The sequence below is a fragment of the Ramlibacter sp. GS1-15 genome (assembly GCF_057785015.1).
The window spans coordinates 531592-547720 of record NZ_JBYNTU010000001.1 but is presented as its reverse complement, the minus strand read 5'-3'; the positions used below and the strand labels follow the sequence as shown (position 1 = coordinate 547720).

The 16129-nt window shown below is 67.0% G+C and carries 14 protein-coding genes; 8 read left to right on the top strand and 6 right to left on the bottom strand.

From position 1 onward, the window contains the following. Positions 1-53 precede the first annotated feature (53 nt). From AC3EF3_RS02720 to AC3EF3_RS02685, 8 genes are all read left to right on the top strand, one after another. On the top strand, positions 54-929 hold the full coding sequence (locus AC3EF3_RS02720; protein ID WP_488530621.1) for a branched-chain amino acid ABC transporter permease: 876 nt from the start codon (positions 54-56) through the stop codon (positions 927-929). A gap of 4 nt (positions 930-933) precedes the next feature. Further along, positions 934-2010 (top strand): branched-chain amino acid ABC transporter permease, encoded by a 1077-nt coding sequence (locus AC3EF3_RS02715; RefSeq protein ID WP_488530620.1) that lies wholly within the window; start codon positions 934-936, stop codon positions 2008-2010. After that, positions 2007-2807, top strand: a complete 801-nt coding sequence (locus AC3EF3_RS02710; RefSeq protein ID WP_488530619.1) for an ABC transporter ATP-binding protein — start codon at positions 2007-2009, stop codon at positions 2805-2807. Before AC3EF3_RS02715 ends, AC3EF3_RS02710 begins: the two co-directional genes overlap by 4 nt. Then, the gene (locus AC3EF3_RS02705; RefSeq protein WP_488530618.1) at positions 2804-3601 is read left to right on the top strand and encodes an ABC transporter ATP-binding protein; all 798 of its coding nucleotides are present in this window, start codon (positions 2804-2806) and stop codon (positions 3599-3601) included. The genes AC3EF3_RS02710 and AC3EF3_RS02705 overlap by 4 nt, the downstream gene beginning before the upstream one ends. Then, complete coding sequence (locus tag AC3EF3_RS02700) at positions 3598-5454, top strand: AMP-dependent synthetase/ligase (RefSeq protein WP_488530617.1); 1857 nt, start codon at positions 3598-3600, stop codon at positions 5452-5454. The genes AC3EF3_RS02705 and AC3EF3_RS02700 overlap by 4 nt, the downstream gene beginning before the upstream one ends. 98 nt (positions 5455-5552) lie before the next feature. Further along, positions 5553-6716 (top strand): ABC transporter substrate-binding protein, encoded by a 1164-nt coding sequence (locus AC3EF3_RS02695; RefSeq protein ID WP_488530616.1) that lies wholly within the window; start codon positions 5553-5555, stop codon positions 6714-6716. Between the two features lie 125 nt (positions 6717-6841). Next, on the top strand, positions 6842-8071 hold the full coding sequence (locus tag AC3EF3_RS02690; protein ID WP_488530615.1) for an ABC transporter substrate-binding protein: 1230 nt from the start codon (positions 6842-6844) through the stop codon (positions 8069-8071). Between the two features lie 44 nt (positions 8072-8115). After that, positions 8116-9192, top strand: a complete 1077-nt coding sequence (locus AC3EF3_RS02685; RefSeq protein ID WP_488530614.1) for an AI-2E family transporter — start codon at positions 8116-8118, stop codon at positions 9190-9192. Here the strand turns inward: AC3EF3_RS02685 and AC3EF3_RS02680 are convergent. Genes AC3EF3_RS02680 through AC3EF3_RS02655 form a run of 6 tightly spaced genes read right to left on the bottom strand, consistent with a single transcriptional unit; the run spans position 9189 to position 16044 of the window. After that, on the bottom strand, positions 9189-9668 hold the full coding sequence (locus tag AC3EF3_RS02680) for a thioesterase family protein (protein WP_488530613.1): 480 nt from the start codon (positions 9666-9668) through the stop codon (positions 9189-9191). The genes AC3EF3_RS02685 and AC3EF3_RS02680 overlap by 4 nt on opposite strands. Next, a complete protein-coding gene (locus AC3EF3_RS02675; protein WP_488530612.1) occupies positions 9665-10819 on the bottom strand; it encodes an acyl-CoA dehydrogenase family protein in 1155 nt (384 codons plus the stop codon). The genes AC3EF3_RS02680 and AC3EF3_RS02675 overlap by 4 nt, the downstream gene beginning before the upstream one ends. Then, positions 10816-12636: an acetyl/propionyl/methylcrotonyl-CoA carboxylase subunit alpha gene (locus AC3EF3_RS02670; RefSeq protein WP_488533721.1), complete on the bottom strand. Its 1821-nt coding sequence runs from the start codon at positions 12634-12636 to the stop codon at positions 10816-10818. The genes AC3EF3_RS02675 and AC3EF3_RS02670 overlap by 4 nt, the downstream gene beginning before the upstream one ends. A 2-nt stretch (positions 12637-12638) precedes the next feature. Further along, positions 12639-13820: an acyl-CoA dehydrogenase family protein gene (locus AC3EF3_RS02665; protein ID WP_488530611.1), complete on the bottom strand. Its 1182-nt coding sequence runs from the start codon at positions 13818-13820 to the stop codon at positions 12639-12641. 9 nt (positions 13821-13829) lie between these two features. Continuing rightward, on the bottom strand, positions 13830-15407 hold the full coding sequence (locus tag AC3EF3_RS02660) for an acyl-CoA carboxylase subunit beta (protein ID WP_488530610.1): 1578 nt from the start codon (positions 15405-15407) through the stop codon (positions 13830-13832). Then, entirely contained in the window at positions 15400-16044 is a 645-nt protein-coding gene (locus tag AC3EF3_RS02655) for a TetR/AcrR family transcriptional regulator (protein WP_488530609.1), read from the bottom strand. Before AC3EF3_RS02655 ends, AC3EF3_RS02660 begins: the two co-directional genes overlap by 8 nt. Positions 16045-16129: the final 85 nt, after the last annotated feature.

Sequence of the window (16129 nt, the reverse complement as noted above, 5' to 3'; positions counted from 1 at the left end):
CCACAACGCGGACGCTATAACGTCCCCATTGACGCACCGACGGCGGGGACGCATTGCAGATCGTTCAACTGGTGATCAGCGGCATCGCGCAGGGCTGCATCTACGGGCTGATCGCGCTGGGTTTCGTGCTGATCTACAAGGCCACCGAGACGGTGAGCTTCGCCCAGGGCGACCTGATGATGCTCGGCGCGTTCGGCGGTCTGGCGGCCCTCACGCTCCTGGGCCTGCCGTTCTGGGCGGCGGTCATCGGCGCCATCGTCGGCATGGCCGTCTTCGGCGTGCTGCTCGAGCGCATCGTCATCCGCCCGATCCTGGGGCAGCCGGCGTTCTCGATCGTGATGCTCACCATCGGCATCGGTTATGTCGCGCGCGGCCTGATCACGATGATCCCCGGCATCGGCACCGAGACGCACGCGCTCGCGGTGCCCTACAAGGACCAGATCTGGACCGCCGGCACGCTGGTCATCAACGTCGAGCAGGTGGTGGTGATCGGTGCGACCGCCGCGCTGTGCCTCGTGCTCTACACGGTGTTCCAGTACAGCAAGGTCGGCATCGCGATGCAGGCGGCGTCGCAGAACCAGCTCGCGGCCTATTACATGGGCATCCCGGTCAAGCGGCTGAACGGGCTGGTGTGGGGGCTCGCGGCGGCGGTGGCCGCCATCGCGGGCCTTTTGCTCGCGCCGATCACCTTCGTGTACGCCAACATGGGCCTGATCGGGCTGAAGGCGTTTCCCGCTGCAGTGGTGGGCGGCTTCGGCAGCCTGCCGGGCGCGATCGTCGGCGGCCTCGTGATCGGCATCGTCGAATCGCTCGCGGGCTTCTACCTGCCCGAAGGTTTCAAGGACACGGCGCCCTACATCGTCGTGCTGCTGATGCTGATGATCAGGCCGAACGGCCTGTTCGGTGAACGTTTGAGGAAGAAGGTCTGAAACGATGCGCTTCGTCTTCAAGACCGATTACGCGCAGGACATCAAGCTCGCCAAGCATGGCGGGCATGTCTTCTGGTACGGGCTGCTCCTGCTGCTGCTCGTCGCCGCGCCCTGGCTCTTCGCCGAATACTGGCTGGCGCAACTGACCTTCGTGCTGATCTACGGCATCGTCGGCCTCGGGCTGATGCTGCTGGCCGGCTTCACCGGCCTGTTCTCGATCGGGCATGCGGCCTTCCTCGGCGTGGGCGCCTACACCGAGGCGGTGCTGGTCAATCACGGCTGGCCGTTCCCGGTGGCGCTGCTCGCCGCCGCGGCGCTGTCGGCAGCGGTGGGCGTGGTGGTGGGCCTGCCGGCACTGCGCGTCAAAGGCATCTATCTCGGCATCGCGACCATCGCCACGGCCTTCGTCGTCGAGGAGGTGCTCGCGCGCTGGGAATCGGTGACGGGCGGCAACTCCGGCATCAGCGTGAAGAAGCCGGCGCTCGCGAGCTGGACGATCGACACGGCCACCGGCTTCTATTTCCTCTGCCTCGTGCTCGCGGTGGCGGCGACCCTGGCCATCCTGAACCTGCTGCGATCGCCGACCGGCCGCGCCTTCGTCGCCATCCGCGATTCGGAGATCTCCGCGCAGAGCATGGGCATCCACCTCGCGCGCTACAAGACGCTGTCGTTCTCGATCTCCGCGGCGCTCGCGGGCGTCGGCGGTGCGCTCTACGCGCACAAGCTCACCTTCATCTCGCCCGACCAGTTCGACATCCTGCAGTCGATCGACCTGCTGCTGATGGTGGTGATCGGAGGCCTGGGCTCGGTGCACGGCGCCTTCCTCGGCGCGATCTTCCTGATCTCGATGCCGCAGCTCATCTCGCTGTCGAAGGACTGGCTGCCCCCCGCGATCGGCCAGGCGCCCGGCCTGCAAGGCGTGGTCTACGGCGCGGTGCTGATCGCCTTCGTGCTGTTCGAGCCGCTCGGGCTGTATGGCCGCTGGCTGAAGGTGCGCACCTACCTCGAGCTCTTCCCGTTCTACCGCAAGGGACTGTTCAGGCGGCAGAAGACCTTCACCAAGTCGGACCGGCTGAGATGAGCGACATCCTCCTTTCCGCAAAGAACATCAGCGTGCGCTTCGGCGGCGTGCTGGCGGTGAACGACGTGAGCTTCGACGTGCGGCGCGGCGAAGTCTTCACGCTGATCGGCCCGAATGGCGCGGGCAAGACCACGGTGTTCAACCTGATCAGCCGCATCTACCAGCCGACATCGGGCGCGATCGCGTTCGAAGGCCAGGAACTCACACGCCAGCCCCCACATCGGATCGCATCGCTGGGCATCGCGCGCACCTTCCAGAACATCGAGCTCTTCGAGCACGCCACGGTGCTGCACAACCTGCTGATCGGGCGCCACACGCACCGGAGAACGGGGTTCTGGCGCGACATGTTCTTCACGCCCAACGCGCGGCGCGCGGAGATCGAGGCGCGCGAGAAGGTGGAACAGGTGATCGACCTGCTCGACCTGCAGCACCACCGCGATTCGATGGTGGCCGGCCTGCCCTACGGCGTGCGCAAGGTGGTGGAGCTGGCGCGCGCGCTGTGCACCGAGCCGAAGCTGCTGCTGCTCGATGAACCTTCCTCGGGCCTGAACGTCGAGGAAACGGAGGACATGGCCTTCTGGATCGCCGACATCAAGAACGAACTGGGCGTCACGGTGCTGATGGTCGAGCACGACATGGCGCTGGTGTCCAAGGTGTCCGACCGCGTGCTCGCGATGAACCAGGGCGAGGTGCTCGCCATGGGCACGCCGCGCGAAGTGCAGACGCACCCGGGCGTGATCGAGGCCTACCTCGGCACGGTGCACGACATGAGCAGCCTGCGCAGGATGGCGGCATGAGCACCAACCCGCCCTCGATCAGCGACACGCCGGTCCTCAAGCTCTCGAACGTCGAGTCGGCCTACGGCCCGATCAAGGCGATCCGCGGCGTGAGCCTGCAGGTGCGGCGCGGCGAGATCGCCACCGTGCTCGGCTCCAACGGCGCGGGCAAGACGACGATCCTCAAGACCATCAGCGGCATCATCGATCCGCGCAAGGGCAGCGTCGAGTTCAAGGGCGAGGAGATCACGGCGCGCGATCCCGCCTACATCGTCGAGCAGGGCCTGTCGCACGTGCCCGAGGGCCGCGAGGTGTTCCCGCTGCTCTCCGTGCACGACAACCTCGTGATGGGCGCCTACACGCGCAGCGACCGCGACGGCGTCGCGCGCGACATGGAGGCGGTGTACCACTACTTCCCGATCCTGCAGGAGCGCGCCAGGCAGGACGCCGGCCTGCTCTCCGGCGGCCAGCAGCAGATGCTGGCGATCAGCCGCGCGATCATGGCGTCGCCCGACCTGATCCTGCTGGACGAACCCAGCCTGGGCCTGAGCCCCAAGCTCACGAAGGAGATCTTCGAGATCGTCGTGCGCATCAATCGCGAGCGCGGCACCACCCTCCTGCTGGTCGAGCAGAACGCGAACATGGCGCTGAACGCCGCGGACTATGGCTACGTGCTGGAGAACGGCCGCATCGTCATGGAGGACACCTGCGCGCGCCTGCGCGAGAAGGAAGACATCAAGGAGTTCTACCTGGGCCTGAAGGAAGCCGGCGTGCGCGGCGAGCGGCGCTGGAAGAAGCGGAAGAACTGGCGATGAGCAAGCTCTGGGACCTGGGCCACATCCAGCCGGAAGGGCGCGTCATCCTCGAGGGCGACACCATCCCGCGGATGTTCTGGAACGCGGTCGCGCAGCGCGGACCCAGGACCTGGCTGCGCCAGAAGGAGCTGGGCATCTGGCGCGCGTGGACCTGGCAGCAGACGGGCGAGGCGGTGCGCGAAGTGGCGCACGGCCTGATGGCGCTCGGCTTCGCGCCCCACGAGACCTGCTCGATCCTGTCGAACACCGTGATCGAATGGGTGCTGGCCGACCTGGCCGTGCTCTCGTGCGGCGGCGTCGCCAACGGCATCTATCCGACCGATGCCGCCTCGCAGGTGCAGTACCTGTGCGAGGACTCGGGCACGTCCATCCTGTTCGTGGAAGACGATGAACAGCTGGACAAGGCACTGGAGGTGCGCGCGCAACTGCCGCTGCTGAAGAAGATCGTCGTCTTCGACATGGAAGGCCTGCGTGAGCTGAAGGACCCGGGCGTGATCAGCTTCGACGAGCTGCGGGCCCAGGGCCGCGGGTACATGGCGCAGCATCCGCAGGAGCTGATGCGCCGCGTCGACGCCGTGAGGCCCGGGGACCTCGCGATCCTGGTCTACACCTCCGGCACCACGGGCAAGCCCAAGGGCGCGATGCATTCGCACCGGGGCCTGGTCTACACCGTGCGCGGCTACAACACGCTGGTCTCGCAAGACGAACATGACGAGCGCATGTGCTTCCTGCCCCTGTGCCACATCGCCGAGCGCCTGGGGGGCGAATACTTCGGGCTGTACACCGGAGCCAAGCTGAATTTCGTCGAGAACCCGGAGACGGTGCCGGAGAACGTGCGCGAGATCGCCCCGACGGTCCTCACCGCCGTGCCGCGGGTGTGGGAGAAGTTCTATTCGGGCGTGACGATCGCGCTGAAGGAAGCGACGCGGCTGGAGCAGGCCACCTACCGCTGGGCGATCGGCGTCGGCACGCGCATCGCCGACAAGGTGCTCGCGGGCCAGCCGGTCGACGGGCTGCTGAAGTTCCAGTTCATGCTGGCGCGCTGGCTGGCGCTGGACAACGTGCGCAAGCTGATCGGCATCCATCGCTCGCGCTTCCTCGTCACCGGCGCGGCGCCGATTTCGCCCGAGCTGGTGAAGTGGTACCTGGCGCTGGGCGTGCCCATGCTCGAAGTGTGGGGCATGACGGAATCCTGCGGCGCCGCCACCGGCGTGCCCGCCACGCGCATCAAGCCCGGCTCGATCGGGCCGGCGGCGACATACAACGAGGTGAAGCTCGATCCGGAAACGAACGAGATCCTCGTGCGCGGGCCGAACGTCTTCATGGGTTACCTCAACCAGCCCGAGAAGACCAAGGAGGCGATCGATGCCGACGGCTGGCTGCATACCGGCGACGTCGGCGCCGTGGATAGCGACGGCTACTTCCGCATCATCGACCGGATGAAGGACATCATCATCACCGCCGGCGGCAAGAACGTGACGCCCAGCGAAATCGAGAACGAGCTGAAGTTCTCGCCCTACATCACCGACGCGGTGGTGATCGGCGACCGCCGTCCGTATTTGACGGTCATCATCATGATCGACCAGGAAAACGTCGAGAAGTACGCGCAGGACCACGACGTGCCGTTCTCGAATTACGCGAGCCTCACGCGCGCGCCGCCGGTGCAGGAGCTGATCCAGGGCGAGATCGACCGCGTCAACGCGAAGTTCGCGCGCGTCGAGCAGGTCAAGAAGTTCTTCCTGCTCGATACGCAGCTGTCGGCCGAGGACGAGGAGCTCACGCCGACGATGAAGCTCAAGCGCAAGCTGGTGCAGACCAAGTACGCACCGCAGATCGACGCCATGTACGCGTAAGCGGGCGTCGTCGCGGCCCTAGTGGATTACGCCAGCTTGACACCCCGTTGCGGGGGACAAGAATCGTCCCGGTTCACCCCTTCCCGAGGAGACAGAGCATGAAGATGAAATTCGCCGCCGCGGCGCTTGCGTTCGCCGCCACGGCCGCCCTGGCGCAGACGCAAGGCGTGACGAAAAACGAGATCGTGCTGGGTACGATCCAGGACTTGTCCGGCCCCATCGCCGGTTACGGCAAGCAGGCGCGCAACGGCATGCTGCTTCGGATCGACGAGCTGAACGAGCAGTCCGGCGGCGTCCACGGCCGCAAGATCAAGCTGATGGTCGAGGACAACGGCTATGACCCGAAGAAGGCTGCGCTGGCGGCGCAGAAGCTGGTGAACCAGGACAAGGTGTTCGCGGTGGTGGGCCACATCGGCACCGCGCCCAACATGGCGGCGATGCCGATCCAGTTCGAGAAGAACGTGATCAACTTCTTCCCGATCACCGCGGCGCGCGAAATGTACGACAACCCGCCGCATCGCCTGAAGTACTCGTTCGCGGCGACGTACTTCGACCAGATGCGTCTCACCCTGCCCAAGGTCGTGAAGGAAAAGGGCGCGAAGAAGGTGTGCACGATCTACCAGGACGACGACTTCGGCCTGGAGGTGATGCGCGGCGCCGAGGCGGGCCTGAAGTCGATCGGCATGGAGCTGGCCGAGAAGACCAGCTACAAGCGCGGCGCCACCGATTTCTCCTCGCAGGTCGCACGCATGAAGTCCTCGGGCTGCGACATGGTCGTGCTCGGCACCATCATCCGCGAGACCATCGGCACGGTGGCCGAAGCGCGCAAGACGGGTTTCAATCCCACCTTCATCGGCACCAGCGCCCTCTACAGCGACCTGATCCACAAGCTCGGCGGCAAGGCGATGGATGGCATCTACGGCACGATGACGGTGCAGAACCCGTACCTGGACGAAGCCTCCCAGCCGCTGCGTTTCTGGGCGAACAAGTACAAGACCAAGTTCAACGAGGACCCGACGGTGTTCTCGGCCTACGGCTACATCATCATGGACCAGTTCATCCAGGCAGCGCAGAAGGCGGGCCCGAACCTCACCACCGATTCGTTCATCAAGACGATGGATTCGATGAAGTTCGAGCCGGACATCTTCGGCAGCCCGCCGAGCAGCTACGGCCCGAACAAGCGCCTGGGCAACGAGACCTCGCGCCTGTCGCAGATCAAGGACGGGCGCTGGGTCGTGGTGTCCGACTATGTGAAACCCTGAGACGGCGTCACTCGCGTGACAAGGGCCGGCCGCATGGTCGGCCCTTTTACATTCGCGAGTCACTTAGGTGAAAGTCTCCTGCGCGGCCTCCCCGGAAGATTCGCCCGCCAACGAGGAGACACACCATGAAGCTGAAACTTGCCCTGCTCGCGCTGTTGTGCGCGGGCGCCGCCTTCGCGCAGAACGCGCCGGGCGTGACGAAGAACGAAATCGTGATCGGCACGCTGCAGGACCTGTCGGGGCCGCTCGCCGGCTATGGCAAGCAGATCCGCAACGGCATGCAGTTGCGCGTGGATGAAGCCAACGAGACGGGCGGCGTCAACGGGCGCAAGATCCGGCTGCTGGTCGAGGACGACGGCTACGACCCGAAGAAGGCCGTGCTCGCCGCGCAGAAGCTCGTCTCGCAGGAGCCCGGCATTTTCGCGATGGTGGGCCACCTGGGCACCGCGCCCAACATGGCGGCGATGCCGGTGCAGTTCGACAAGAACGTGATCAACTTCTTCCCGATCACCGCCGCGCGCGAGATGTACGAGCCGCTGAACAAGCTCGCGTTCGCGAACGCCGCCACCTACTACGACCAGATGCGCATCGCGGCGCCCCGTCTCGCCAAGGACCACAGGATCAGGAAGGCTTGCGTCATCTACCAGGACGACGACTTCGGCATCGAGGTGATGAAGGGCGCCGAGGCGGGGTTGAAGACCATCGGCATGCAGATTGCGGAGAAGACGACGTTCAAGCGCGGCGCCACCGATTTCTCGTCGCAGGTCGCGAAGATGAAGTCCGCCGGCTGCGAGCTGGTCGTGCTCGGCACCATCATCCGCGAGACCGTGGGCACGGTGGCCGAGGCGCGCAAGACCGGCTTCAACCCGGTGTTCGTCGGCTCGAGCGCGGTCTACGCCGACCTGATCCCGAAGCTGGGAGGCAAGTCGGTGGATGGGGTGTACGCGACCATGACGGCGGTGCATCCTTACCTGGACGCGACCGAGCAACCGGTGCGCTTCTGGGCCAACAAATACAAGACGAAGTTCAATGACGAACCGACGGTGTTCTCGGTGTACGGCTACGGCGCGATGGACGCCTTTCTGCGCGTCGTGGCGAAGACCGGCCCCAACCTCACGACCGACGCGTTCGTGAAGACGATGGAAGGCATGACGTTCAACCGCGACATGTTCGGCACGGCGGAGCTCACGTTCTCTTCCACGAAGCACCTCGGCAACCAGTTCTCGCGCCTGTCGCAGATCCAGGACGGCCGCTGGAAGGTGGTCTCGGACTATGTCGCCTTCTCCGGCCTGAAGCCCACGCTGCAGAAGGACGGCCGGTGGACGGTCGAATCCGAGTTCTTCAGGGACCAGTGACCAGGGGCCATTGAATGGGCGCCGCGGGCTATGATCGCCCGCGCATGGCGACCGACCCGCTCAACTCCCCTTCCCTGCAAAGCAAGGCCTTGCTGGGCCTGGTGCTGGTCGTCACGGCGCTCTTCGCGGTGGTGCTGTGGCCGATGAGCGGCGCGATCTCGTGGGCGGTGTTCATCGCCATCGTGTTCTCGTCGCTGCAGGAGCGCTCGGTCCGCGTGTGCCACGGCAGGCGGGGCTGGGCAGCCTTCGGCACGCTGGTCGTCATCGTCGTGAGCGTGCTGCTGCCGATGGTGCTGCTCACCACCGCCATCACGCAGGAGGCGGCCGCGTTCTACGCGCGGTTCAAGTCGGGCGACATCCAGCTGGCCGACTACTTCCAGCGCATGGTGGCCGTGTTGCCCGAGTGGGCGCGCGGCGCGCTGGTGCGCTGGGGCGTCGAAGACCTCGCCGCCCTGCAGCACAAACTGGCCGTGGCGCTGGGCGCCAGCAGCCAGGCGCTGACCGAGCGGGCCGTGCTGATCGGGCAAGGCACGCTGGACTTCGCCGTCAATTTCTTCGTGATGCTGTACCTGCTGTTCTTCCTGCTGCGTGATGGCCAGGCCCTGGCGGCGAAGACGGCACAGTCGCTGCCGCTGGAGCCGACGCACACGCGCCGCGTGCTCGACCAGTTCGCCACCGTCGTGCGCGCGACCGTGAAGGGCAACGTGGTCGTCGCGCTGGTCCAAGGCGCGCTCGGCTGGCTCGCTTTCTGGTTCCTGGACATCAACGCTGCCCTGCTGTGGGGCGCGGTGATGGCGCTGCTGTCGCTGCTGCCCGCGGTGGGTGCCGCGCTGGTGTGGGGGCCCGTGGCCGTCTACCTGCTGACGACCGGGTCCATCGTCGCCGGGCTGGGCCTCATCGCCTGGGGCGTGCTGGTGATCGGGCTCGTCGACAACGTGCTGCGCCCCATCCTCGTCGGCAAGGAAACCAGCCTCCCCGACTGGCTCGTGCTGATCGCCACCCTCGGCGGGCTGGCCGTGTTCGGGCTGAACGGCTTCGTCATCGGCCCGGTGATCGCGGCCGTGTTCATCTCGGTGTGGGAGATCTTTTCCGAAGCGCGGCGCGAAGAGAAGCGGCGCTAGGAAATCATGTAGGCGCCGGCGCCCGTCGACAGCAACTTGCCGTCCGCCCCGAGGAACTCCATGCGCGTGGACGCGACGCGCGAGCCCAGGCGCAGGACCTGCGCACGCACGTCGAACGACTCGCCGATGGCGGGACGCAGGTAATCGATGCGCAGGTCGATCGTGCCCAGCTTGGAAAAGCGCTGCAGCCGCTGCGCCGGCGTGTCGTCCATGTGCCGCGCGCCCATGGCCGCCATCGCCGCCAGGCCGCCCATCGCATCGATCGACGCGCTGATCACGCCGCCATGCAGCCGGTTGTGCGCGTAGTGCCCGACGAGCTCCGGCCTCATCGCGATGCGGCCTTCCGCGCCCTCGGCATGCAATCGCGTGATCCGCAGCCCGAGCACCTGGTTGAACGCGATGCGCTGCTCGAAAATCTCGCGCAAACCCTCGACGAAGTCGGGCTCGAAGACGACGTGCTCCGGTGGCTTCTTCATAGCCCGAGCTGCCTCGCGGCCAGGTCCTTCATGATCTCCTCCGCCCCGCCGCCGATCATCATCACCTTCACCTCGCGATAGATGCGCTCGCACTTCGTGCCGCGCATGAACCCCATGCCGCCCAGGACCTGCACCGCCTGGTCGGCGCAGAACTGCATGGTCTGCGTCGAATGGTTCTTCAGCATGCACACCTGCGCCACGCATTCGGGGTCGGATTCCAGTTTTCCTTCGTCCGCGAGGGCCGTCACCGCATCGAGCCATGCGCCGGTCGACGCGATGCGCATCCGCATGTCCACGAGCTTGTGCCGGATCGCCTGCTTCTCGACGAGCGCCGAACCGAAGGTCTTGCGCTCGCGCGCCCACGACAGCGCCTCGTCGTAGCAGGCCTCCGCGAATCCCAGCGCCATCGCCGACATCGCGAGCCGCTCGCCGTTGAAGTTGCTCATGATCATCCTGAAGCCCGCACCTTCCTCGCCGACGAGGAAGCGCGCCGGGACGTGCACGCCGTCCATGCGCAGGTGGGCGGTATCGGACGCGAGCCAGCCCATCTTGTCGAGCGCGGTGCGCGACAGGCCTTTCGCGTCGCCGGGCACGACGATCATCGAGATGCCCGAGGGCCCTTTGGGCTCTCCGGTGCGCACGGCCATCGTGATCCAGTCGGCGCGCATGCCGGAGGTGATGAACACCTTCTCGCCGTCGATGATGTATTCATCACCGTCGCGCCGTGCGGTCGTGCGAAGGGCCGCAACGTCCGATCCGCCGCCCGGCTCGGTGATCGCCAGTGCTGCGATCCGCTCGCCGCGCAGCACGGGCGGGATGACTTCCTGCTGCAGGCCGCGCGAGCCGTGCTTGAGGATCGGCGGCAGCCCGATGTTGTGCGAGAACAGGGCCGCCAGCACGCCGCCGCTCGCGCTCGCGCGCGCCATGGCGACCGACAGCGCATTGCGCAGCGCATACGGTGCGGGCGTGCCGCCCCACTCCTCGGGGTAGCCCAGCCCCAGCAAACCGAGCGCCGCCGCGTCGCGATGCAACTCGCGCGGCACCCGCCCCGCGCGCTCCCACGACTCCAGGTGCGGGACGATCTTCTCCAGCGTGAAACGCCGCACGGTCTCGGTGAGCGCCTCGACGTCGGATCGCAATTCGGCGTTCATGCGGCCTCGAAGGTGACGAGCACTTGCGCGGTGGCAGCCTGCTGGCCGGGCTCGATGTGGATCGCCTTGATCACGGCGTCGCATGCCGCGGCGAGCGAGTGCTCCAGCTTCATGGATTCGATCACGAGCAGCGTGTCGCCGCGCGCGACCCTGGCGCCCGCTTGCGCTTTCACGGCGATCACCTTGCCGTTGAAGGGCGCGCGCAGTTCGGTGTGGGCCGCGGTCCCGGATCCGCGCGACACCGGCTCGTACGACGCGTCGTCGACGAAGAAGTCGAGGGTGTCGTGATGCAGGTGCCAGGTCGTCCCGGCGACAAGGACCCGGTCGACACGTTGTGCAGCCGGCGCATTCGTCACGTCGACCAGCCCGCCGCGATGGCGCACGCGCAGCGGACGGGTGAACGGGCACGCGAGATCGCTGGCCACCGGCGCGAAAGCGGCCGCACATGCGCCGGCAAGGATGCCGTCTTCTTCGGCAGCCAGTCGCGATCGAAGTTCTTCGGCCTGCTCCGAAAGGAACGGTATTCGCGCGTCGCCGGCGCGAAACTGGGGATGGCGCAGGCACGCCGCGAGGAAGCGCCGATTGGTCGGCAGGCCGAGGATCATCGTGCGATCGAGCGCGGCGACCAGCTTGTCGATCGCCTCCTCGCGCGTCGGCGCATGCGCCACCAGCTTGCCGAGCATGGAGTCGTAATACGGCGGAACGGATTGGCCCTCGAAGATCGCGTGGTCGAAGCGGATGGCCGTCGGCGCAGCGAAGCGGGCCACATGTCCCGCGTGCGGCGCGAAGTGCTCGTCCTCGGCACACAGCCGCACCTCGATCGCATGCCCCTCGAAGCGCACCTGCTCCTGCGCGAGCGGCAGCGGCTCGCCCTGCGCCACGCGCAATTGCCACTCGACCAGGTCGAGGCCCGTGACGCACTCGGTGACGGGGTGTTCGACCTGCAGGCGCGTGTTCATCTCCATCAGGTAGAACTCGTCCCCCTCGAGGAGAAACTCGACGGTGCCCGCGCCGACATAGCCCGCGGCCTGCGCCAGTTCCACCGCGCAGCGGCCCATGCGCTCGCGCAAGCCCGCATCGACGGCAGGGCTCGGCGTCTCCTCGACCAGTTTCTGGTGGCGCCGCTGCACCGAGCAATCGCGCTCGCCGAGATGGATGCAGTGTCCGTGCGCATCCCCGAACACCTGCACCTCGACGTGGCGCGGGGCCAGCAAGGCGCGTTCGATGAGCAGTTCACCCGAGCCGAAGGACGACTGCGCCTCCGAGCGCGCGCTCTGCAAGGCACCAGGCAATCGGGACGACTCGATCACCAGCCGCATGCCGCGCCCACCGCCGCCGGCCGCGGCCTTGACCATCACGGGGTAGCCGATGCGCTGCGCCTCGACCGTGAAACGTCGGTCGGACTGGTCCTCACCGAAATAGCCGGGCAGGCAGGGCACGCGGCGCCCTTGCGCGATGGCCTTGGCCGACGACTTGCTGCCCAGCGCACGTATCGCGGCGGGCGGCGGGCCGACCCACACGAGTCCCGCATCGATCACCGCCTGCGCGAACTCGGCGTTTTCGCTCAGGAACCCGTAGCCGGGGTGCACCGCGTCGGCTTTCGTCGCGTGCGCTGCCGCGATCAATTTGTCGATGCGCAGGTACGACTCGGCGGAGGCGTTGCCGCCCAACGCGTGCGCCATCGTCGCTTCCCGCACATGCAGCGCCGTGGCGTCGGCGTCCGAGTACACGGCGACGGTCTCCACGCCGAGGCGGTCGCAGGTACGGATGATCCGCCGTGCGATCTCGCCGCGGTTGGCGATGAGGAGTCGCCGGATCTTCATGCTGCGTTCGGCCTCTTCGCGACACCCATGATCCTCGACAGGATCTGCAGCATCACCTCGTCGGCGCCGCCACCGATCGAAGCGAGCCGGCCGTCGCGGTACATGCGAGACACTTTGTTCTCCCACGTGAAGCCCATGCCGCCCCAGAACTGCAGGCAGGTGTCGGGCACCAGGCGATTCAGGCGTCCGGCCTTCAGCTTCGCCATCGAGGCGAGCTCGAGCACGTCCTGGCCTTGCACGTAGAGGTCGCAGGCGCGGTAGGTCAGCGCGCGCAAGGCTTCGACCTCGGTCTTGAGTTCCGCCAGCTTGAACTGCACCCATTGCTGGTCCGCGAGCGAGGTACCGAACAATTTGCGCTCCTGCGCCCATTCGATCGTCCACTCGATGCAGTTGGTGAGCGACACCAGGCAGCTCGCCGCCGCCCACAGGCGCTCCTCCTGGAACTGCTGCATCTGGTAGATGAAGCCCTGCCCTTCGGCGCCGATGCGATAGCGCTGCGGCACGCGCACCTCGTCGAAATAGATCAGGCCCGTATCCGACGAGTTCATGCCGATCTTCCTGATCTTCTTCGCGACCTCGATGCCCTGGGTCAGCTTGCCGTTCGGCCCGTCGCGCATCGGCACGATCACCAGCGACTTGTTCTTGTGCACGGGGCCTTCGCCGGTGTTCACCAGCATGCACATCCAGTCGGCCTGCAGGCTGTTGGTGATCCACATCTTCTGGCCGGTGATGACGTAGTCGTCGCCGTCCTTGACCGCGCGGCTCTTGACGCCGGCGACGTCGCTGCCGGCGCCCGGCTCGCTCACGCCGATGCACGCGACCATCTCGCCCGCGATGGCCGGTGCCAGGAACTGGCGCCGCAGTTCGTCGCTGCCGTAGCGCGCGAGGGCGGGCGTGGCCATGTCCGTCTGCACGCCGATGGCCATCGGCACGCCGCCGCACTCGATGTGGCCCAGCGCCTCGGTCATGGCCATCGAGTACGAGTAATCCAGCCCCGCGCCGCCGTAAGCCTCGGGCTTGGTCAGCCCCAGCAGGCCGAGCTGGCCCAGCCGCTTGAAGACCTGGTGCGCCGGAAAGATCTCCGCCGCTTCCCACTCGTCGACGTGCGGATTGATCTCCTCATCGATGAAGCGCTTGAGCGTCTTCTGGATCTCGAGGTGTTCGTGCGTGTATTGCATCGTGGGCTCCTACATGCGGGCGACGCCGAACTGCATGGTCCGCAGCTCCCTTTCGTCCGCTTCCGCGATCGTGGCCAGGCAGAACGCCAGGACGGCGCGCGTGTCGCGCGGGTCGATCACGCCGTCGTCGAGCATCAGGCCCGAGGTGTAGAACGCGTCGGCCTGCGCCTCGAACATCGCCACGATGCGGTCGAACTGCTTCTTCGATTCCGCCGGATCGGGCGTGAGGCCTTTGCGTGCGAGGCCGGCCTCCGTGACGATCTGCATGGTGCGCGCGGCCTGCTCGCCGCCCATCACCGCCGTCTTCGCGGACGGCCAGGAGAACAGGAAGCGGGGCGCGTAGGCCCGGCCGCACATGCCGTAGTTGCCCGCGCCGAACGAGGCGCCGCACTGGATCGTGATCTGCGGCACGGTGGCATTCGTCACGGCCTGGATCATCTTGCTGCCGTGCTTGATCATGCCGTCCTGCTCGCTCTGCTTGCCGACGATGTAGCCGGTCGTGTTCTGCAGGTAGACGATCGGGTGGCCGAGCTGGCACATCCACTGGATGAAGTGCGTCGCCTTGTTGGCGCCGGCGACGTCGATCGGGCCGTTGTTGGTGATGAAACCCACCGTGTGGCCGGCGATCCGGCCCTGCGCGCAGACGGTCGCGGCGCCATAGAACGGCTTGAATTCGAGCATGTCGGCGTCGTCGACCAGGCGGACGATGACTTCGCGCATGTCGAGGGGTTCGCGCAGGCTGGTGGGGATCAGCCCCAGGATGTCATCCCTGGCTTGACCCGAAAAGACACTGGATTCCGGCCGGCGCCGGAATGAAAAGCTGGCAACCACCTCGCGGCAAATCCCCAGCGCATGCCGGTCGTCCTCCGCCAGGTACTCGCCCAACCCCGACACGCTCGTGTGCATCTCGGCGCCCCCGAGTTCCTCCTCGGTCGCGATCTCCCCGGTGGCCGCCTTCAACAGCGGCGGCCCGGCGAGGAAGGCGCGCGAGCGCCCTCGCACCATGATCACGATGTCGCTCAGCCCCGGCATGTACGCGCCGCCCGCCGTGCCCGAGCCGTGCTGCACGGTGATGACGGGCAGCCCCGCCGCCGACAGGCGCGCGAGGTTGCGGAACAGCGCCCCGCCGTGCACGAAGCCTTCGACGCGGTAGCGCATGAGATTCGCGCCTGCGCTCTCGACGAGGTGGATGAACGGCAGCTTGTTCTGCAGCGCGATGTCCTGCGCGCGCAGCACCTTGTCCAGGCCCATCGCCTGGATCGCGCCGGCGTCGATGCCCGAGTCGCTCGCGACGATCATGCAGCGCACGCCGCTGACGAAGCCGATCCCCGCGATCACGCCGCCGCCCGGCACCGATTCGGAAGGCTCCTTCGTGTCCTGCAGGTAGCCCGCCAGCGACGACAGCGGCAGGTACGGCGCGCCCGCATCGACCAGCAGCGCGACGCGCTCGCGCGGCAGCAGCTGGCCGCGCTTGTCGAACACCGGCTTCGACTTCGCCGAGGCCGCGGCGGCGCGTTCTTCCAGCGCGCGCAGCTGCGCGATGCGCTCCAGCATGGCCGCGCGCCTTTGTTCGGTGGAGCTAACCATGGATGAAAAGCGCCAGCGCGGCGTCGGTGAGTTCGTCGAGCGAGGCGCCCTTGCGCCGGTCGTACCACTGGGCCGACCAGTTGAGCGCGCCGAAGATCAGGAGGCGCGCGAGTTTCACGTCGGCCTTCAGGCGCCCGCTCGCGTGCAGGGCTTCCAGCACCGGCGTCCACGCGGTCTCGTACTCGCTTTGCAGGTCGGCGATCGCGCGCCGCTGGCGGGCGTTGAGCGACCGCGCTTCGTACAGCATCACCGGGATGAAGTCGCTGCCCGGGCCGAGCAGCACGTCGAAGTGGTTGCGCACGAGCACCCGCAGCCGCGCCGCCGGCGCGAGGCGCTCGCCCGCGGCTTCGATGGCGCGTTGCTGGCGCGCGATCGCGTTGTGCATGCCCTCTTCCATCACGGAGAACAGCAGCGCGCCCTTGCTCGGGAAGTGATAGAAGGGCGAGCCGCTCTGCATGCCCGCGGCCGCGGCGATCTCGCGGGTGCTGGTCGCGTCGAAGCCGTTCTTGCGGAACAGCCTGGCCGCCGAGCGCAGCAGTTCGCGCCGGCGGTTGCCGTCTTCGAGCTCGTCGGCCGTCTTGCGCGGGCGCCCGCGGGGGCGCTTGGGCGCGAGCCCGGCATTCAGCGGCATGTCCATGGAGCGCGACCTTAGCAGCGCGGCTTATTTTTAGCAAGCAGATGCTCGGTAAAAATGGCCGATCGCGCCCGACGACTACGCATTA